Annotated in this window: 18 protein-coding genes; 6 read left to right on the forward strand and 12 right to left on the reverse strand. The window is 45.2% G+C overall.

Annotated elements, in window-relative coordinates; genetic code table 11:
- The first annotated feature begins 189 nt into the window (after nt 1-189).
- Both UNITIG_RS00700 and UNITIG_RS00710 read left to right on the forward strand, forming a co-directional pair.
- Entirely contained in the window at nt 190-1,740 is a 1,551-nt protein-coding gene (locus UNITIG_RS00700) for an arylsulfatase (protein ID WP_101756644.1), read from the forward strand.
- A gap of 417 nt (nt 1,741-2,157) precedes the next feature.
- Nucleotides 2,158-3,873 (forward strand): DUF3604 domain-containing protein, encoded by a 1,716-nt coding sequence (locus UNITIG_RS00710; RefSeq protein WP_235015189.1) that lies wholly within the window; start codon nt 2,158-2,160, stop codon nt 3,871-3,873.
- 127 nt (nt 3,874-4,000) lie between these two features.
- Here the strand turns inward: UNITIG_RS00710 and UNITIG_RS00715 are convergent, their stop codons facing one another.
- The 12 genes from UNITIG_RS00715 to UNITIG_RS00770 form a co-directional block, all read right to left on the reverse strand.
- Nucleotides 4,001-5,158 (reverse strand): GGDEF domain-containing protein, encoded by a 1,158-nt coding sequence (locus UNITIG_RS00715; RefSeq protein WP_101756646.1) that lies wholly within the window; start codon nt 5,156-5,158, stop codon nt 4,001-4,003.
- 408 nt (nt 5,159-5,566) lie between these two features.
- Nucleotides 5,567-5,947, reverse strand: a complete 381-nt coding sequence (locus tag UNITIG_RS00720) for a VOC family protein (protein WP_101756647.1) — start codon at nt 5,945-5,947, stop codon at nt 5,567-5,569.
- Between the two features lie 175 nt (nt 5,948-6,122).
- Nucleotides 6,123-7,694: a TonB-dependent receptor gene (locus UNITIG_RS00725; protein WP_369809134.1), complete on the reverse strand. Its 1,572-nt coding sequence runs from the start codon at nt 7,692-7,694 to the stop codon at nt 6,123-6,125.
- Entirely contained in the window at nt 7,661-8,332 is a 672-nt protein-coding gene (locus tag UNITIG_RS00730; protein WP_159931009.1) for a TonB-dependent receptor, read from the reverse strand. The genes UNITIG_RS00725 and UNITIG_RS00730 overlap by 34 nt, the downstream gene beginning before the upstream one ends.
- A gap of 117 nt (nt 8,333-8,449) precedes the next feature.
- A complete protein-coding gene (locus tag UNITIG_RS00735) occupies nt 8,450-8,884 on the reverse strand; it encodes a hypothetical protein (protein ID WP_101756650.1) in 435 nt (144 codons plus the stop codon).
- 11 nt (nt 8,885-8,895) lie between these two features.
- Nucleotides 8,896-9,783, reverse strand: coding sequence for an MFS transporter (locus UNITIG_RS00740; protein WP_101756651.1), 888 nt, complete (start codon nt 9,781-9,783; stop codon nt 8,896-8,898).
- A 477-nt stretch (nt 9,784-10,260) separates the two neighbouring features.
- Nucleotides 10,261-10,659 (reverse strand): TonB-dependent receptor, encoded by a 399-nt coding sequence (locus UNITIG_RS00745; RefSeq protein WP_101756652.1) that lies wholly within the window; start codon nt 10,657-10,659, stop codon nt 10,261-10,263.
- Complete coding sequence (locus UNITIG_RS00750; protein ID WP_101756653.1) at nt 10,581-12,590, reverse strand: TonB-dependent receptor; 2,010 nt, start codon at nt 12,588-12,590, stop codon at nt 10,581-10,583. Before UNITIG_RS00750 ends, UNITIG_RS00745 begins: the two co-directional genes overlap by 79 nt.
- A 469-nt stretch (nt 12,591-13,059) precedes the next feature.
- Nucleotides 13,060-14,088, reverse strand: a complete 1,029-nt coding sequence (dmpG, locus tag UNITIG_RS00755) for a 4-hydroxy-2-oxovalerate aldolase (protein ID WP_101756654.1) — start codon at nt 14,086-14,088, stop codon at nt 13,060-13,062.
- Nucleotides 14,089-14,172: 84 nt separating this feature from the next.
- Complete coding sequence (locus UNITIG_RS00760; protein WP_101756655.1) at nt 14,173-15,081, reverse strand: acetaldehyde dehydrogenase (acetylating); 909 nt, start codon at nt 15,079-15,081, stop codon at nt 14,173-14,175.
- A gap of 53 nt (nt 15,082-15,134) precedes the next feature.
- On the reverse strand, nt 15,135-15,923 hold the full coding sequence (locus UNITIG_RS00765) for a fumarylacetoacetate hydrolase family protein (protein ID WP_101756964.1): 789 nt from the start codon (nt 15,921-15,923) through the stop codon (nt 15,135-15,137).
- 313 nt (nt 15,924-16,236) lie between these two features.
- Nucleotides 16,237-17,058 (reverse strand): SDR family NAD(P)-dependent oxidoreductase, encoded by an 822-nt coding sequence (locus tag UNITIG_RS00770; RefSeq protein ID WP_101756656.1) that lies wholly within the window; start codon nt 17,056-17,058, stop codon nt 16,237-16,239.
- A gap of 422 nt (nt 17,059-17,480) precedes the next feature.
- On the opposite strand from UNITIG_RS00770, the gene UNITIG_RS00775 reads away from it, so the two are divergent.
- From UNITIG_RS00775 to UNITIG_RS00790, 4 genes are all read left to right on the forward strand, one after another.
- Nucleotides 17,481-18,662, forward strand: a complete 1,182-nt coding sequence (locus tag UNITIG_RS00775) for an amidohydrolase family protein (RefSeq protein ID WP_101756657.1) — start codon at nt 17,481-17,483, stop codon at nt 18,660-18,662.
- Nucleotides 18,663-18,684: 22 nt separating this feature from the next.
- Nucleotides 18,685-19,653 (forward strand): Rieske 2Fe-2S domain-containing protein, encoded by a 969-nt coding sequence (locus UNITIG_RS00780; RefSeq protein WP_101756658.1) that lies wholly within the window; start codon nt 18,685-18,687, stop codon nt 19,651-19,653.
- Between the two features lie 176 nt (nt 19,654-19,829).
- A complete protein-coding gene (locus tag UNITIG_RS00785; RefSeq protein ID WP_235015245.1) occupies nt 19,830-20,594 on the forward strand; it encodes an acyl-CoA dehydrogenase family protein in 765 nt (254 codons plus the stop codon).
- A gap of 14 nt (nt 20,595-20,608) precedes the next feature.
- Entirely contained in the window at nt 20,609-21,031 is a 423-nt protein-coding gene (locus tag UNITIG_RS00790) for a hypothetical protein (RefSeq protein WP_159931011.1), read from the forward strand.
- Nucleotides 21,032-21,055: the final 24 nt, after the last annotated feature.

Consider the following 21,055-nt stretch of genomic DNA (forward strand, 5'->3'; position numbering starts at 1 on the left):
TGGCTGTTATTTGGAGACAATGTAATTGCGAGTAGGTGCTTCTCTCCGTCTGCTATTTAATTTATATTTTTAGATTGGTTGTGGTGTGAGGGTCGTAGCTTATAGTGCCGGCATTTCACTAGACACTCAAACATATTCCCTAATAATCCGGAGTCCAACTATCATGCTACTGCCTGAAGACAATTATGGATGGGGCAGCTGCGTATCCGAATTTATACCGTGTTTCAGTTGTTGCTTTCTTTGCTGTTGTTCTCGTCAAATGTTTATGCCTCGTCGGCAGCCCCTAGTTTTTTAGTGATTGTTGCTGATGATATGGGGTGGTCGGATATTGGGGCATTCGGGAGTGAGATCCGCACTCCTGCTCTCGACGCTCTGGCTACCGGAGGCGTAACAATGACTAATTTTTATGTGGCTCCGACATGCTCGCCTACTCGCGCGATGCTAATGACGGGAGTGGATAGTCATCTTGCCGGTTTAGGCACTATGGACGGAGTGCAGGCCCCAAACCAACTCGGCTCCAGAAATTATGATGCCCAACTTCACCATGATGTGGTGACCATTGCTGAGGGATTAAAAACAGCGGGCTACGCTACACTAATGAGTGGTAAGTGGCATCTGGGAATTGACGAAAGCCAATACCCGAGCAATCGTGGTTTCGACCGTTCCTTCGCTTTATTAGAAGGTGGTGCCAGTCACTTCGGTGATGCTGATCCTCTGTACCGCGGAATAGAGGCCACTTATCTTGAGGACGGGTTAAGGGCTCCATTGCCAGAAGGGTTTTACTCCTCAATTGGCTATACCAATAAAATGTTGGACTATATTCGGGCAGTTGACGAAGATAAACCGATATTGGCTTATGTCGCATACACAGCGCCACACGATCCCTTGCAAGTACCGGATGATTGGTTGGATAAATATAAGGGCGTTTATGCTGAAGGTCCTGCGGTACTCCGGGCTCAAAGAGCTAAGCAGTTATCAGTGCTGGGCTTGGTAGACAGTGAGTTGGATCTCTGGACATCACCACAAATCCCCTCGTTCTTACCGGCCCATATCAAGCCATGGCCTGAACTTAGTAGCGAAGAGCAGGCGCAAGCGAGCAGGCCAATGGAGATTTATGCGGCCATGATCGAGCTGATGGATCAACAAATACAACGATTGATTGATGAGTTAGAGCGTAGCGGCCGTTTAGATAATACTTACGTAATTTTTTTATCGGACAACGGGCCAAATGGTGCTACGCCGTTGTCGTACCCTAATAATACCCGTGAGTGGTTTTTGAATAATTATAACCATGAGCTGGATCAACAAGGTAAGCAAGATACTCATACTTATCTCGGCCGTGAGTGGGCATCAGCAGCCGCAGCCCCGTTTAAGTTGTACAAAGGGGCTGTAGCTGAAGGCGGTATTCGCGCACCGCTGATAGTTATTGGCCCTTCTGTTGTGGCTAACAGCAAGTCAAGTCAGGTCGCACAAGTTACGGATCTACCAGCAACATTTTATGAGCTTGCCAGTATCAACCCCGAGACGGCACCTGCATTTGAGGGAAAGATATTGCCCGAAGGTCGATCCTTGGTTCGCAATTGGCAAGACACCGATCTTGTCGAGTCGCGCTCTTTTGCAACCGAGCTCTTTGGTCAGCGTGCAGTGGTATTTGATAACTGGAAAGCCACCAACTTTCAGCCGCCTTTGGGTCGTGGTAAGTGGGAGTTATATGATCTTTCGAAGGACCCGGTGAAATGAATGATTTGGCCGAGCAGTACCCTGAAAAACTTCAGGAGTTAATAGCGTTCTACCAAAGCTATCAAACGCGTGTAGGCGTGATCTCGCCAGAGCCACCAATTTCAATTTCAATGGGGGATTTGTTTACAACCGAATGTAATTGGTTTTGTCAGATCATAGTTACAATTGTTGACATGCTACTTGAGATTTTCATAGTAATAGGGAATTTTCTAAATTGAACGAGGTGCGTCGGATGAATTTATTTAGTGGATTGTTACCATCAATGATTACCAGAATAGCACTGTCAGGACTGTTAGCAGTGCTGGTTAGTTGTAGTCCGGTTGATGATCCCAGCTTGTACCCGGAGTTTGATCCAGAGACAGCAGTGCCTCCAACACCTAAGCCAATGGTGCCCGAAAATTCAAACCGTAACTTATTTTGGGGGATACCCATATCCATACAAGTTTTTCTACTGATGCCTTTATCATGGGCGTGCGTACGCTGCCTGATGATGCTTATACTTTCGCTAAAGGTGGAGAAATTCAGCATGCGGCTGGCTATGGTATTCGTATTAAAACACCGTTGGATTTTGCCGCTGTAACTGATCATTCGGAATTTCTCGGTGCAATGCGTCGCTTAAAGCCTGACGTCCCCTTGTCGGCTCGCAGTTTACGTACGCGGTTGCTGAATGATAGCCCGCTCCGTAACACTCTTGCACTAGTACGCACTTTCATTGGTTTCAAACCAGGCGATCTTGATGTTCCGAATGCTGATGGTATAGCACATGATGCTTGGCAGGAGATTATTGATGCTGCAGAGCGCCATAATGATCCAGGCCGCTTCACCAGTTTTATCGGTTACGAGTGGAGTGGCACTCCAGATAACCGTAATCTTCATCGTAATGTACTGTATCGCAGTTCGAAGGTCCCCGATATCCCATACAGTTCTGTAGAGTCCAAAGATCCGCGGGATTTATGGACAGCGTTGGAGCAACAGCGCGAGCAAGGAATGCAGAACTTCGCTATTCCGCATAATGGTAATCTCAGTGATGGACGAATGTATGACAGCGTTGCTTTTGATGGTACTCGTTTTGATGCAAGTTATGCTGAACGCCGCATGCGTAATGAGCCTCTTACAGAAATGTTTCAAATAAAAGGGTCCTCTGAAACTAATCCGTTACTGTCACCTGAAGATGAATTTGCTGGCTTTGAAATTTATGATAAGAAATTATTTACACTGGAGCCTGGCAAAGCGAAGGGCAGTTATATTCGTGATGCTTTGCGCTTAGGGATTGAGTTTTCTCACAACGAAGGTTTTAACCCTTACCGCTTTGGTGTGTTGGCTGGCACAGACAGCCATAATGCCAGTAGCCCGGTGGATGAAAATAATTATCACGGTAAGCTTCCGCTTCTTGATGGCAGTGCGGGTATCAGATTAAGTAAAAGCATATTAATACCAGAAGAACGGCGAATGGGGCAACAATGGAGCGCGCAAGGATTGTCTGCTGTATGGGCAGAAAATAATACACGGGCTTCGTTATTTGATGCAATGCTTCGTAAGGAAACCTATGCTACTTCCGGTCCTCGTATATCAGTACGCTTTTTCGGTGGTTGGCAATTTAGCGAGGCGGATATTCAGCAAGAAGACTTTATTGATATCGGCTATCGCAATGGTGTCCCTATGGGAGGTACTTTGCCTGCATCGACTGCAACAGCGCCAAGCTTTGCCGTTGTTGCATTGAAAGATCCAGAAAGTGGAAATCTCGATCGAGTTCAGATTATCAAAGGTTGGGTGGATGGCTCTGGTAAAAGTCATGAGCGGATCTATGATGTCGCACTCTCGGACAGCCGTAAAGTCGACCCGACTACTAACAAAGCGCCAGCCGTTGGTAATACTGTCAACGCTAAAGATGCAACTTACAGTAATTCGATTGGAGCTACACAACTTGCGGTTGTGTGGAAAGACCCGGACTTTGATCCAAAAAGTGAAGCATTCTACTACGCACGGGTAATTGAAATTCCTACGCCGCGATGGTCAACTTTTGATGCCATTAAACTCGGTGTTGATGCGCCAGAGCCTGTTTCGATTCAGGAGCGCGCGGTGACTTCAGCTATCTGGTACGACCCACAAAATGAAGGTGTAGCTACTAAATAAAAGAGTTATCTGATACAGCCGGATTGATAGATGAAAATTAGTACTCATGAAGAAAGAGCAGTTTTTTGCTAGGATAGATATAAATATAAATAGAATGAGATCCTTGCTGCGCAGGAAGGGGAGTTGTTCAGCTCTTGGGAGAGTTAGCCACTACGGTATTTCTCCCATTATGTTTAGCTTCGTAAAGTAATTTATCGGTGATTGATAGCATTTCTTCAAGTGTCATTAAGCCGTTTTCATTGGTGAAAACACCAAAACTTGCGGTAAAACTAAAGTCTATATTGCCGACATGACATACTGATTTTTCAATTTTTAGTCTGAGATTTTCGGCTAATTCTAGCGCGGCCAAGCCGGACATGTTTTGCAGCATCAACACAAATTCCTCACCGCCCAGACGCACGACTAGGTCCTCTTTTCGGCTGCTATTCAAAAGAATTTTGGCAACCATTATCAGCGCTTGATCGCCTGCATCATGTCCATAGAGATCATTTACTACTTTAAACTTATCAATGTCTAGCATAATGAGAGACACGGGATATGAGTGTCTATGTGCGTAGGAAAAAATTTCAGTGGCTCTTTCGGCTAAGTACCGACGATTAAATAGGTTGGTTAATGGGTCTCTGGTCGCTTGAGCGGTTAATGCTGCAACCATATCGCTCATGTAACTACCAAATGTAAATAAAGAAATAGCTGCCATTAAAGCGGGGGATAGTATGATCCAGTCATAGCGATTTGTTTCAGGGTTATCGATAATGATTTCAGTGAGGGCGTATTGTTTATAGGCAATGCCGAATAAAATTGCTATTGCAACTAGTGCAATCAGCTTGTCTGCGATGTTGGTTTTGGGTTTTCGCATGATGGTGCAATATGAAATGTAAGCCATCGTAAGGCACCCGGAAATTGTATAAAGCGTGGTTCTAAATTGTATATCGTGAAGCACATAAAAACTCAGTAGCATATGACAGGCAACTGCAAACACAGCAACCCCATAAATGTTATCGTGATGACTGCGCCAGCCAAAGCCAACGGATATACCCCCTAAAAAAATCCCAACAGACCAGCTGATAAGAATAAATGTCAGTTTCTGCGCTGATGGGGAATCAGCAAAAAATTGCAAGCGCACATAAGTGAGAAGCATGCAAAAAAAGTAAGCTACCAAGCCAACTCGAAAGGCATATCTTGCCGGCTTTTCACCAGGCAGGTCGATGATCATAAAAGATGCGATGGCGAGAATTAGCTGTAAGAGCGTATTAGTCATCACTGATGTTATAAACATCTCGCTCATAGATAATCAGTCGCTTGTGGGCATGATAGGAATGATTTTAGTATAGGTTTTAATTGGGTGAAATCAATACGCCTATTTTTGTACCAGCTAAAAATGACACATTTCTACCGTTAGTGCTATATGTTATATAAACACAATGGCAGGTGCATAAAGCGTCTCTGTTTGAAAAGTAGGGTGACTACCTAAGGGGGGCTAAGTCATTTTTTGATTGAGGTTTTAGCCCATCTATTAAAGCCATGAAACTTGTATCCACAGCCTGCTTAAAGGGATGCTAGAGAGTCTTGGGGTACCCTTGAGGGTTATGAGGCAAATTTTCGTAGTAGACATAACAAAGCAGAAAACTATTGGCTTCACAAATTGCACTAAAGTAGTAGAGTAAAAACGCTGATAAAATCAATTAGGAAAACATCAATGTGATTGCAGGAGCTCTATTCGGTAGCCATCTGGATCAATAATAAAAGCGACGGTCACTGGCCACTCTTCTAAGCGCTGAGGTTCCATTTCTGATTGACAGCCGTAATCTAGCGCTGCTTGGTATGTTGTTTCTATATCATCAATATATAGGTAGAACTTCCACAATGCATTGCCGTGATCTATCGGGCCAGTGATATCTTCACGCTGCGCCAGTTGAATTTTATTGTCAGAGCCCGCTGCCCCTAGCACGATTTCTCTTGCGCCTTCAATCTCGATGCGTTGCAGAACTTGCAAGCCAATAATGCGTGTATAGAAATCTTCTGAGCGTTTAAGGTCTGTGACTGCAACGCAATATTGTCCAAGTCTTGCCGCCATTATTTATTACTCCGTAAGTTTGTGTTTAGGTAGGGCTGAATATGTTGAAATACAAATTTTGTAGATCGATAAATTCTAGTTATTCATTAGTCATTACGAGTGACCTGCATAGTTCGCTGGTTACTTTGTTTTTAAAGTTTAGCCCCCTTTTTATTTAAGAAGGGGGCCGCTTTCATTAAAAGTCGAACGCTATTTCTAAACCGTAGCTGCGCGGGTCTGCCCACTGGTTGACGGTGTATACGCTCAAATTAATTGCCGCATTCCAATACTCTTCATCTGTTAGGTTTTTCCCCCAAGCGGCAACTCGTATGTGGCTATTCCCAACAGCTATTTCAGTGAGTTCTGCGCGAGCGCTGAGTAGTCCGAAGGCGTCAACATTGGTCGTAGGGTCATCAGTAATCGTGACGAAATAGTCATCTGTCCAGGAGTAATCTAGCCGAAGCGCCAGCGTTCCAATACTAAATGGGTCAAAGGTATACTTTGCGGATGCAAAAACTGTTTGCTCTGGTGAATAGGCAAAAAATCGATCATTCGAAATATCGACACCATTACTTTCCTTAAAGTTTTGATATTCGGTATCGAGCCATCCGTAGTTCAGGGATAATTCCAGATGGGTGCTTGGGCGCGCTGTTAGCTCTATTTCAACCCCCTGCATTGAGGCTTCGCCAGCATTAAGCACTACCGTACCTACAACCTCTTCAAGAAATAAGCCTGCCTGAAAATTTTCATAATCATTATAAAAATAAGACATATTTAGTTGCACTCGATTGTCAGCGAGGCGACTTTTTAAGCCTACTTCATAGGTGGTCATTTCTTCTGGATCAAAGCCTCTTCTGAATGAGGCGTTATTAGTGGCTACGCCATCAAAACCACCGCTTTTAAAGCCAGTTGAGATTTTTGCGTAGCCATTGATATTTTCATTAAAGCGCCAACTGGCCACAGCCATAGGCGTTACTTCCTCCCAGGTATCTTTGGCTTCCATAGGAATAAGTTCGCCATTGCTATCAAATACTGGATTACCCAAGCTGTCACGCAAGTAGACACCCGCGTTTGGGTCAGTCAGGTCCGTGTTATAGATGCTGATGTCTTGCCATAGTGCATATACATCCTTGGTCTCCCGGGTCCAACGTAAACCCCCGGTCAAGTCTAGCCGGTTATCAAAGCCACCAGGTGTCCATGTCAATTGCCCAAACGCTGCAATAGATTCGTCTTTTGCACCACGCTTACTGGTGTCAAAATCATTACCACCAAATTGAAAAGTCCAACGCGGATTATCAGTGTCCCATTGGTCTTCGTAGTAGAACAGGCCAACGGTATACTTTAGTTGTTCACTAGTGCCCAATAATTGAAATTCTTGAGTAGTTTGTTCAAACTCATTTTCTAAATTGAAACGGAACAGGTCGAGATGGGTGCCGTCAAAATCTGATTGGCTCAGTGTATAAAGATCGCGATAACCTGTAATCGATTTAAACGTCAGATCACCTATAGCGGTATCTGTAATGTCGTAGGTGAGTATCAATGTATGTCCTTCGATGTCCACATCGCTAGCATTGCTGCTGTTATTGGCAATGCTGTCTGGGCGATCGCTGCTAGTCGCTGCTTGTATAACGGGGTACAGACTGGGAATAATATTGGCAAAACTTTCCGATTCAGTGATGGCTAGCATGGTCGGGTTTTGGTCTGCTTCGAAACGGTCATAAGCATATTCGATACTTAAATTATCCAGAACTTGCAGGCGTAAATCGATTCGGCCGCCCCATTGGTCCTTATTATCAAAGTCGCTATTTGATGGGTCATCATTCTCAAAAAAACCATCACGCTCTCGGTAAAACCTGAGGCACGTAAACTTAATTCTCCAAGCCCCTCACCAACGGCACCTGCTTTAGGAAGGTCCATTGAACCACGAACTTCCAACAAATCTTTATTTCCAATTCCCACACTTAAATTGCCACCGAGTTCACCACTGGGCTTTTTAGGAATTAAGTTGATAGCGCCGCCAATTGTATTTTTGCCGTACAAAGTTCCTTGTGGCCCTCTCAAAATCTCGATGCGTTCAAGGTCAACGCTATCAAAAATAGCGCCAGATGTTTTCCCTATGGGAACACCGTTCAGATATAAACCTACCGCATTGTCTCTACTGAGATTGTTGTTGGCGTTGATAGCCCCGCGAATATTGATAGCTGCATTAACTGAGCCGCCAATCGTCGGTGTGATTTGCAGGTTCGGTGTGAAATCTGAAATACCTTTAATATCGGTCGCTCTTAAGTCATTTAGCGTTGTGTTATCCAAGGCTGTTACTGAAAGGGGCGATTGCTGTAAATTTTCCTCTCGACGTTGGGCGGTAATGATAACTTCTTCCAGAATTGCTGGTGCTGCCTGAGTCAATGGCGTAGCCACGCTGCCAGCGGCGAGTGTACCGATGCTCATAATCGAGGCACTGATGCGTTTTATAGTTATCGTCTGCATTGTAAGTTCCTTTTGTTGTTGAATAACTGAGAGAAATTAGTGTCGGTCGCTCCAGTCCCTGGCTTCTAAGGCACAGTGCCTGTAATACTTAAGTCCGCGCCATAAAATTAAAACGATACAAGGAGTGATAATTGCGGAGGCCAATGCGATTGAATAGCGCAGTGCATTGTCATCGGCGAATAAAAAATCAGTTAGTATTGCGATTAAAGTCGAGCCTAGGCCAAGGCCGAGAATGTTGACTAAAAACAGCATGATGGCAAGCAGCTGGGCACGCATTTCGTTAGGGGTGATTTCCATTAGTGCTGCTGTGCTAACACCTACAGAGACTTGTCCCATAAAAGTTGCGATAGCCATACAGGCTAAAGCAAGCTCTGCGGTTGGCATTAGCGGCCCTGCAATCAGCGGTAAAATCTTACAGCTCGCGGCAATCAACATGATGCGCATATTGGTATCGATATAGCCGCGTCGCATTAGCACGCCACTTAACCAACCCCGCAGAGTACGCCCGCTGTACCGCAAAAACCCATCACTAAGCCAAAGGAGTAACCTGCCTCACTGGCACTCATGTCATAGGTTCTGATTAAAAATGTTGGATACCAAATTGCTGTGCCGATGGCTAACATTCCAAGAAAGCTAACGGAGCTAAGGTGGGCGCCAAAGGCTTGCCAGCGCTGGCGGATAAAATGCCACAACACGCTTAGCTCGACGCTTTGACCTTCTTGACAATGAAGACGATCCTGGCGCGCAGGTTCTCGAAAGCTGAACATTAAGCCTGCTATTAATAACCCAGGTAGCCCAACAATAATAAAAGCCAGTTGCCAAGCTCGAAACTCACCTGCCCATCCTAAATTGACTTGCTCAACACCATCCAGTGCACTGAGAACCAGACCGCCAATAATCAGAGCAAGACCGCCACCAATTGGATACCCAAGATGATAAACGCTATAAGCCATGGCGCGTTTTTCTGGCGCAAAGCTGTCAGCAATCAGTGAAGATGCTGCAGGGCTTAAGGATGCTTCACCCACGCCGACCCCCATTCGTGCGAGGAATAATTGCCAATAAGTGTTTGAGAGGCCGCAAGCAGCGGTCATCATGCACCAAAAACTAATCCCACAGGCAATGATGCTACGGCGATTGCGAACGTCTGCTAAGCGCCCCAGTGGGAGGCCAACAACTGCAAATAACAATGAGAATGCAAAGCCTTGTAATAAACTAATTTCAAAATCGCTTAACTGAAGATCTGCTCGCACAGGCTCCACTAGCAACGTGAGTATTTGTCTATCGATCGCAGAAAATGTATAGGCTATAAAAAGCACTACCACCATATACCAAGCTTTAGATGGATGCGGGTAGCTTTTCACAGTCGGCATGATTTTCCTGAATAATTATTGTTATTGAACCGTAAAAATAACCGATATGCCTGTGGGCGATAAGCACTGTAATGAGCAAGCTATGTTTCCAATTGATTGTTAATTACTAGAAGTATTCAACATGATTTATAAATTAACGTCAGCAGCTGAGGGGCGAGCATCAAGGTGACGAGATTGACCAAGACTTAATACGCATAAGTTTTTCAGTGTCAGAATGGGTAACAATAGAGGGGAAACATAATAAAAATTTTAGAAGGGGTAGTGTGGTTGGAGCTAAACAGAGTCAGATTTGGTTACTGCTAATGCATTCGTAGTAAGTTTTTGGCAGGTATAAAAAAAGGCCATAGAAAAATCTACAGCCTTGCCCAATGAAACGATACCACTTAGATACCAGTTATAGGCCAACAGAGATTATGTAGTACATACCTCCGAGGAAACAGCATTTACAATGTCGATATGCCTATGTCTCAGAGCGACCTACATTTTATAGGTGGCTGAAAGGAAGTAGCGCCGTGGCGCGGTAAATGAGCCATCTACCGAGCCAAATGCATCTACAGCGAAGCCGCCATTGAGCCTTCTCTCGTCGGTTAGGTTGGTGCCACGTAGTGCAACTTGCCATTTTTCATCTTGTGTCGTGAAGATGATTGCTGCATCGACAGTTGTGTATGCATCTTCGTGTAGCAGATCAAAGCCTACCGACTCAGTGTCGTTGCTGTAAAAAACATCATCCTTATAGGCGAGGTCGGTGCGCAAGACAATGTCATGCCCACTTTCCAGGAAAAATTGGTATTGTAAACCTAGGTGGCCAGTAAACTCAGGCGTATTCGCGAAGGGGCGGTCAGTACTATCTTCGACAATAAATTCACCGGGTTTAATGGATCTGCTGCTAGCGTGTCGAACTCATCATATTCTGGATTGATGTAGCCCACTGACCCATTTACGGTAAAACCGTCAATTGGCAGGTATGAAAACTCCAGTTCAACCCCGGATAGGCTTGACTTACCCGCGTTGTCAACCACGAGTGATAGTGCGCTCGAAGCTGATGCAGACGCGCGATTAACGAGGAACTGTTGATCTTCGTAATCGTTATAGAAAATAGCGCCATTGATGCGCAATCGGCCATTGGCTAAGTCTGTTTTATATCCCAATTCATAGCTAGTAAGGTATTCAGGGTCGGCTACTGAAATTTGTGAGCTGGAAGTTGGTCTTCCGTTAAACACCCCGCTTCGAAAACCGCGTGAGGCTCGTACATAAGTCATCACATCTTGTGTGACCTGCCAGTCGAGGCCCACGAGTGGAGAGAAAGCTGTCCAGGATTCGTCACAACTAAACTGACTGCCCACACCCCAAGCTGTAACATCGGTACATACATCTGGATCTGTCGGTCCAAGCGCTAAAATTGGTGCCTGGCTTCCTTTTTTCAGCGATTCCACATCCAGCTCTTTTGCTTCATAGGTGAAGCGACCAGCCACTGTGAGTTTCAGGCTATCAGTCATCTCATATATCGTGTGGACGTAAGCCGCAGCACTTTCTGTTTCTTGCTGGCGGTCATAGAAGAGTTCAAAGTCCACTGACGAGGCTATAGGGGCGAGGGGGGTAACAGTCAGAGCATCGTAAAGTCCAGCTGCAACATTAACGTTGGAGATTTGGCTGCTTTTTTCCTGAAAGTAATACAATCCAGCTGCCCAGTCGAGTCGATCGTTCAGTGCGTAGCCCGAAAAGATGAGCTCCTGACTATACTGCTCTTGGTCAATATGGTTTTTTGTCGACTGGTAATCAACGGTACTTGTGTTGTCACTTTGTCGGTTTGTGTCATTGTTCAAGTGACGATATCCGGTAATGGATTTAATTGAATAGTTGTCATTTTCCCATTCATTAGTCCAGCCCAGTCCTTGGGTTTTCAGATTGTCAAAATCTTCACTGCCGTTGATGTTACTACGATCAATGTCGCTATTGGGTGTACAGCATGGGGCGACATAAGTGTTGAATAAATTAGGAATAGCTTTGGTATCGTCAAACGCTAAAAGAACACGAGGATAAACATTTTGTTCCTGCCAGACGCCATCAATAGCGAGGTGTGAAACAAACTCGTCAGTTGGTGTCCAATATAAGTGTGCTCGTCCTCCCCACATATCTTCATCGCCGGCGTCTCTACCAGGACGCTCTTGCCATCCGTCAGAACTGTTGCGCATAATTGTCAAGCTAGCAGATAATGTGTCTTCAATAATTGGCGTTTCGAAATAACCATTGAACCCCAGATAGTTATCACTACCAACTTTAGTCTCAAGTGAGTAGGAGGTATTACCAGTAGGGACTTTTGTTTTTATATCGATGGCACCACCGATTGTGTTTTTGCCGAATAGTGTGCCTTGGGGGCCGCGTAATACACTGATGTACTCAATATCAGCGAATTGTATATTGGCACCGGTAGTTCGCGCCTGATAAACCCCATCAATATAAATTGCCACGCCCGGATCAGTCGTAATTGAAAAATCAAATTGACCAACACCTCGAACAAAGGCTTGCGCAGTAGAGCTACCACCGTCAGAGCTGGTTGCGAATGACAGGTTCGGTGAAACGCGTTCAAGACTATTGACGTCATTAATGCCGGCGGACTTCATGTCCTCTCCGCTTAGTACTGTCATAGAAATTGGTACGTCCTGTACAGATTCTAGTCTTTTCTGTGCAGTAACGAGAATTTCTTCCAGTGTGTTGGCTTGTTCTTGTGCATAGGATGGTGCTGCAGCAGTTGCGCAAAGCAACCATGATGCATGTGAAATGGCTGAAGCTAGACTTAAACGTTTCATGTTTTCCCCTTATTCTATTATATTGGACAATTGCTTATAGCAGGCAATTTGGTTCGATTTTTTAGCAAAGCCCAAGAGATGAACACTTTAACCGTAATTCTTTCTCTTAGAGAAGAGCGTGAAAGGAATTTGATTGTTCTCAATAGGCTCGCAATCAAATTGTAAATATATGCTCCATTCTTAGTGAAAATACTAAGAGTGTTAACTCTATTGCTAAGGCGCAGGGCGATACACTGCAATAAGTATTGTGCTTGCAATCCTAATATTACAAAATCTGCTAAAAGCTAGGCAGATCGAGTGGATTTGTAATAAGTCTTTGAACAGGTCATGGAAAGGACTATAAGTCATTACGTTGTTGCCGAGTGTAGGTCGACTAACTTTTTCAATGAAAGATATTTTTTGGGTTGGTCGAGATAAAGTATCACACGGTGGCGGTGGCTTTTTTTAGAGTTCACCTCACCGTGCATTCTTAAAGATTGGTAGTCTTTTTAGCCATATCCAAAGCCAAATCCTCGATCATATCCTCCTGACCACCAACCGTGCGGCGACGACCCAACTCCATTAAAATTTCCCGTGAGGACAGACCGTATTTGGCAGCTGCACGCTTGGCAAATAATAGGAAAGAGGAATAGACCCCTGCGTAACCCAGCGTCAGTGCATCACGGTCAACTCGCACCAGTTGATCCATCATCGGCACAATAATATCTTCTGCGATATCCATCACTTTAAATAAGTCGACGCCGGTTTCTACACCCATACGGTCCAACACTGCTGCCAATACTTCCAGCGGTGTGTTACCAGCACCGGCGCCCAAGCCCGCAACCGACCCATCAACACGATTAGCGCCAGCCTCAATGGCCGCTACTGTATTCCATACACCAAGACTTAAATTGTGGTGGCCATGAAAACCCAGTTCGGTTTCCGGCTTTAGCTCTTTACGCGCCAGTGCCACATATTCGGTTACTTGTTGCGGCAACAAGTAGCCCGCAGAGTCGGTGATATACACACAGTTAGCACCATAAGATTCCATCAGCTTCAATTGCTCTAACAATGCTTCTGGGGAAGTCATATGCACCATCATTAAAAAGCCAACGGTATCCAACCCCATTGCCGCCGCCATACCGATATGCTGTTCGGTGACATCTGCCTCAGTACAGTGGCTGGCTATACGAATGGTATCGATGCCACAATCAGCAGCCATTTTTAAATGGTCAACGGTGCCGATGCCCGGCAATAACAAGGCGGAGACTTTGGTGTTTTTAACCACACCACAGACGGCGCGTAAATACTCTTCATCACTGGCTGCGGGAAAACCGTAGTTAACTGAACGCCCACCCAAACCATCACCATGAGTGACCTCAATCATCGGCATGCCAGCATCGTCCATCGCCTTGGCAACCGTGATCATTTCTTCAACGGTTATTTGATGCTGCTTGGGATGCATACCATCGCGCAAACACATATCGTGAAGAGTGACTTTTCTACCTTTTAAATTCATAACATTTTCCTATGTTGCTCTGCTGCCCCGATTAGAAGACAGCAACTCAATATGTGGTTTTAGCGGCTACCCAAACGGGGTGAACTAAGCTGCTGTTGGCACAAAGCGGCCGGCCAAAATTTCTTCTGCATACATTTCTGCCGTGCGTAAACCGGCGGCGGTCATGATGTCCAGGTTACCCGCATACTTCGGCAGGAAATCTCCCAGCCCTTCAACTTCCATATAGATAGACACCCTATTACCGTCAAACACCGGGCCGTTTTTCAAGGTATAGCCAGGCACGTATTTTTGAACTTCTTTAATCATGTCGTGAATCGATTGGGTGATCGCCGCCTGATCTGGCTCTGTCGCCGTTAAGCAATGCACCGTATCGCGCATGATCAACGGGGGCTCAGCAGGATTAATAATGATAATGGCCTTACCCTCACCGGCACCGCCAACTTTTTCAATACCGCTGGCAGTCGTACGGGTAAATTCATCGATATTTTTACGGGTACCTGGACCCGCTGATTTGGAGGAAACCGTCGCCACGATTTCACCATAAGTGACTTCCTGCACCCGACTCACCGCCGCGACTAAAGGAATCGTCGCCTGACCACCACAGGTCACCATATTTACATTCATCGCTTTGGCTGCGACTGCCTGCTCTAAATTCACTGGCGGAATACAAAACGGGCCTATCGCTGCGGGAGTCAGATCAATCATCACCGCCCCTTGCTCGTTTACTTTGCGTGAATTTTCCGCGTGCACATACGCCGATGTAGCATCAAAACAAATTTGTACACCGTCCGCTTTCATGGTCGGTATCATACCGTCAACACCATCGGCAGTAATTTTCAACCCCAGCTCTTTCGCTCTGGCCAAGCCTGGCGAATCAGGGATAACCCCCACCATCCACACCGGCTCAATCACATCTGATCGCATCGCCTTCATCAACAAGTCAGTACCGATATTGCCGGGACCAATGATGGCAGCTTTAATTTTTTTACTCATGGTAGTTCCTTTTCAATCAACGGCGACAAGCACACAATGCCGGTCACTAAAAGCTAAACAAATTTGACGCTGGCGGTGCCAATGCCATGCAACTCTAACTGCATGACGTCACCCGCCACCACTGGCTCTAACGGCACCAAAGAGCCGGATAAAATAACTTCACCGGCCTTAAAGGGAATATCGTATTCACCTAAGGTGTTAGCCAACCAAGCCACCGCAGTTAAGGGATTACCTTGTACCGCACTGCCCAGACCTTCACTTAAAGGCTGACCATTTTTAGTGACCGTGATTTTTAAATTCGGTAGATCATGATCGCGCGGATCAGCGGTTTGCTGACCCAGCACATAAACACCGCAGGAAGCGTTATCGGCGATTGTGTCTTCAATTTTTATTTTCCAGTCATCGATCCGGGAATCAACGATTTCAAAACAAGGGATAATACTTTCGGTAGCGTCGAGAACATCTTGCTCGGTAACGCCGGGACCCACTAAATCTTTTTTCAGGCGAAAACCAATTTCAGCTTCAGCCCGGGGTTGAATTAAATTACCCGCAATGGGGATTTCAGCGCCATCGGGATATTCCATCGCATCAGTCAAAAAACCAAAGTCAGGTTGAAAAACACCGAGCATTTCTTGCACCGCAGCACTGGTCACACCAATTTTTTTACCGACAATTTTTTCGCCATCATCGCTGACCCGGCGGCTGACCATGCGCAATGAGATATGATAAGAATCATCAATCTCGATATCAGGCTCGCGCTCAGTAAACGGCTTTAACGTAGTTTGCGAGCGCAGCGCTTGATAGAGCTCATCGCCCAGCTGATTAATTTTTGCTTTATTCATTTCTTTCCCATTACTGCCTTGTTCAGGCATTGCAAGATGAGGACTAGCGGGGCATCTGTTGTTTTTATGTTGCTAAGGGTAAGTAATGCCGGGCTAGGATTTGTGCAGTGTGTTTCCATAGTGTGTTGGTGCCCACGAGCTTATGATATGAATTTAATTGTTTATCAGGTGCTCAGTGAACCCCTGTGTCGGGTGTTGATAGTGGGGGAGTTGCAACGTTGGTTATTTAACATTTTGAAGTTCACTACCCGCTATAGCTACATAAGATAGGCTTATAGCGGACAGTGATTGCTGATTTTCTATGAATCGCCGGTTAGTCGAATTCAACTTCAGCATATGTTGGGTTAGAACCACTCAAAATTGCATCAGTTTGTTCTTTGTAGTATCCAGTGAAAGGGTGGCTGAATATCCAGAACTTGCGTGCTTTTATTGCCTCAAATACGCAAGCTGCACACTGTTCTGGAGTAATGAAACCAGGCTGATCGGCCATCATGTGATCGCTGGAGTCGATTTCTTCGTTGGTGCTTTCGATGCCCATAATATCATTGGCTATGGAGGTCATTACTGGTCCGGGACAAAGTAACGAAACATCTATAGTTGCTTCCTCACCGGCTAGTTCGTGAGCAAGACATTCGGTAATGCCCCGGACGGCCATTTTGCATGCAGTGTACTGCGCCATGCCTGGTGCAGCGACCAATGAGCCGACAGATCCTGTGTTTACTATGTGACAATGCCTTCCAGAGCTGATCATCTCAGGTACAAAAGCATTAATACCATTAACCACTCCCATCACATTGATTGACAGCATAGTTTCCCATTCAGCATGGGTATGTTCCCATAACTGCCCAATCCGGAGGATGCCGGCATTATTAAATAAAAGGTCCACAGGGCCTAGCTCTGCGCGGCACAATTTTGCAAAGTTCTGCATTGAGGTTGTACTTGAAACGTCAACTTCTTGTGCCAGTACCTTAACCCCTTTCGCGCGGAGTTGATTGGCGAGAGAGGATAGTTTGTCGATGGAGATGTCTGCAAGAGCGACGTTCATTCCTTCTTCAGCGCAGCGCAGAGCTATTGCTCTCCCGATGCCGCTTGCTGCGCCGGTAACAACTGCAAGCTTATCTTTGAAATCGTCCATTATTGTTCTACCTCATTGTTTTAAATCTTTCAGGGATTAAGTGGGTTAGCCAAGTGTGCGTAATAGTGTGACATCGTTTCTGATTGTCAATGCTGGATACTAACAGTACCTCGAACTCGTTTTTTGGTGTACTGCTTTTATGATGAGTCGGTTTGATTCATCTGAAATTGTTCGTTGACTAACAATAAGCTGAACTCTACCTCGTGAAATGTCTCCAGGTAAGACATTGTTCGGAATTTGATTGTTTCCAATGGTATATAAATAGCCGGACATTAAACTTCTTTAATGAACTTTAAGCTATGGCAGGGTGGCTGGATATTGTGTTCCTGCTGTAAACAGTCAAGTCGCGCTCCGCATCTTTTCTTTCGAAACGTCTAGGCATAAATTGTAATGGTTGAAGAAAATCACAATATAGGCTTTTTATGGAACGTTATCTCATAGTATCAACAGATGGTCATGCAGGGTTGCCGATGGAAGGTTACCGGGATTATCTGGACAAAAAATATCACCGGGCATTTGATGAGGCGCTACCTGTTCAGAAGGAAATGACCCGCAAGTTTGAAGAGTCGCTGTTGTTGACTGAGTTCAATGACAAGTGGCGCGAAGAAACTGCTAACGGTTTAGCAGGTGCATGGGATGGAGCTGTGCGAAACCGGGTGATTGATGGCGATGGTGTGGCTGCCGAAGTGCTGTTTCCGGATGGTATTACTGAAATGAATTCACCTCCATTTGGTGCTGGCCTTAGTTTAAAGCCGTGGGGAGTTGACCCGGATTTACAGTGGGCGGGTGCGCGTGCTCACAACCGATGGATGGCAGAATTTTGCAAAGAGGATCCTGTTCGAAGAATTGGGCTGGCTATTGTGCTTATGCTTTACGATGTAGATGTCGCTTTGGCAGAAATAAAGTGGGCGCATAAAAACGGATTTCGCGGCATTCTGATTCCTCCGTTGATGGGTGAGAGAGACGCCTATAATCATCCTAAATATTACCCTATATGGGAATATTGTCAGGAACACGGCATCGTTATTCACACGCATTCTGGTCCATCGCCTGACTATGACATGACCCTTCCCGGCGCGATTGGTGTATTTGTTACCGAGTTTGCTTGGTGGGCAGCCCGTCCCTTGTGGTTTTTGGTCTTTGGTGGTGTGTTCGAGTTATTCCCTAGATTAAAGTTTGTGATTACTGAGGTCAGTGAGTTCTGGATACCGCACGTTTTAGAATTGATGGATGTACGTGCATCAACAAAACATACGACAGGTAAGTTGGGAGACTTTCGCAGTAACCTGACGATGAAGCCGAGTGAATACTTTAATCGAAATTGCTGGGTTGGGGCGTCTGCTTTATTTGATGAGGGTTCAACTGCTGTTCGTAACGAAATCGGTATTAACAATGTTATGTGGGGTACAGATTATCCGCACCCTGAAGGCAGTTGGCCGCATACGCATGAGAAAATGCTGAAATATTTGAAAGGCGTTCCTGAGAGAGAATTAGAACTTATGTTGAGTGGTAACGCTGTTGATTGTTACGGACTTGATTTGAAGCCGCTTAATACAATTGCCGAACGTATTGGTCCCTTAAAATCAGATTTTGTTGCTGACTAAAGACAGTATTATGGAGAAAATAATGACAAAGAGATTTCCAATGCCGATGCCTTTCGGTTGGTTCGCAATTGGGTATAGTGATGAGTTAGCTATTTCTGAGATTAAAAACATTTATTACTTTGACCGCGAAATGGTGTTGTTTCGCACAGAAGCTGGGAAAGTGAGTTTAATTGATCCTGCTTGTCCGCATTTGGGTGCTCATCTGGGGCATGGTGGAACGGTGCAGGGTGAGTCGATTCGCTGCCCTTTTCATCATTGGCAATTCGACACCGAGGGGGTAATTAGTGATATCCCCTATGCGCAGCGTATACCCGCCAAGTGGGAGGGCAAGGCTTGCCTTAAAACGTACTCTGTCTGCGAGAAGAATAATGTCATCTGGGCTTGGTATCATCCTGAGGATGAGGCACCGGATCATGATGTTATTGAGCTAACTGAGGCCACTGACCCTGAGTGGTCTGAGCCGCGTCGTTATATGTGGACAATTAAATCCTGTCCACAGGAAATAGCGGAAAACGGTGTTGATAAGGCGCATTTTAAATTCGTTCATAATATGGAGGCGGTGCCAGAGGGAAAAACCACTTACGACGGACGGGTACGTAAATCATCAGTGAGTGGCGTTAGTCAAATGGTGATTAATGAAGCGGGTGATGAAATGACGGTAGAGCGAAACGTGCAAGTTGTGCAAAACGGTGCGGGGCAAAAATGGACTCGATTCTCTGGTTTGATTGATTATTTGTTGCAGGTGTTAGTTACGCCAGTGAATGACGAGCTTGTTGAAATTCGGTTTTCTTATACGCATCCTAATTGGCCGGAAGATTCAATTAACCACATGATATTTGATGCGGCGGTGGACGCTACAAACGGCCAGACAGGTGTGGAGGGAGATATTCCTATTTGGAATAAAAAATTCCATCATGTTAACCCAATTCTGTGTGATGGTGATGGTCCCGTGATGCAATTTCGAAAATACTTTGCACAATTCTATATTTAGAATAGACCCGAAAGTATTTAAGTTTATTGCATAGAATTAAGGTTTACATGAAAACTATGAAGTAATGACTGCTCAAGCGATGAATAGCTGGGACGTGTTGTCAGAGATTCGATTTTAGCTATGCAAACTCGTTAGTATATATCGTGAAAAAAACGAAGAGGAACACTATTGTGAATATGATTGAATTGGGTAGAAGCGGTGGTATCTACAGTATGGGTTCACCCCGTGCAGAAGAATTAATACAAAAAGCGAAGGAATTACAGCCTGTGTTACGTGAGCGGGCGGCGCAATGTAAGGCGGACAAAAGAGTTCCTGATGAAACTGTTAAAGATTTTCAGAAAGCTGGTTTTTTTAAGATACTGCAGTCTGAAGAGTATGGTGGTTATTCGATGGATCCTCAGGTTTTTTATTCTGTGGTACTCGAGTTAGCTAAGGCGTGTATGTCTTCAGCATGGATTTTTTCAGTCATAGGTGTGCATAACTGGCAACTAAACTTGTTTGATAAGCAGGCTTCTAAGGATGTTTGGGGTAGTGATCCTGCGACATTAATCTCTTCTTCTTACGCCCCTATGGGGGGGGTTACACCTGTTGAAGGAGGTTTCAAGCTGACTGGTCGTTGGAGTTTTTCCAGTGGTTGTGAGCATTGCGATTGGGTCTTCGTTGGCGCAGTAGTACCGACAGAAGAGGAGCCTTGGAATATGTTGAATTATCGCACCTTTCTACTGCCGAAGGAGGATTACGAAATCTTTCAAAACTGGGATGTAGTTGGTCTTGAAGGAACAGGAAGCCATGACATTGTTGTTATGGATAAGTTTGTTCCGGAGCACCGAACGCATAAAATGCTAGAAGATATGAGTGGCGAAAAACATGCATCTAAGCCCCTCTGTATCGATTGCCATTTATGCAGGTATTTTCCAGAGCAGTTTGCACTGCATCTTTAGGTGCGGTCGAAAGTGTGCTTGACGCTTATGTTGAAGTTGCTAAAACACGTGTCGCTGGTCCGGTACCTATGTGTGATGACCCGGGTGCGAAGAAAGTTGCTGCTAGAGCGAAATCTGAAATTGAGCATATGAAACTGATTATGTATAGCAATTTTGATCACATGTTAGATGCTGCTAGTAAAGGAGAAGCTGTGCCAATGGTTGACCGCGCTCGGTATAGATATGATGCGTCCATGGTTGCAGATCAGTGCTTGGAGCTCTCTTCACTTATGCTTAAAGCAGGTGGTTCTGGAGGTATACGACTTGGTAGTGAAATGCTGGATCGTCATCTTGATATTTTTGCTAGCCAGGCTCATATCGCAAATATTTCTGAACCTTTCGCCGTTAATTTAGGTGGTATATTGTTTGGACAGGAACCTTCAGACCCTAGCCTTTAAATAGTTATTGTTGAATACAGCTGC

This window comes from Oceanicoccus sp. KOV_DT_Chl, from assembly GCF_900120175.1.
GTDB lineage: Bacteria > Pseudomonadota > Gammaproteobacteria > Pseudomonadales > Dasaniaceae > Oceanicoccus.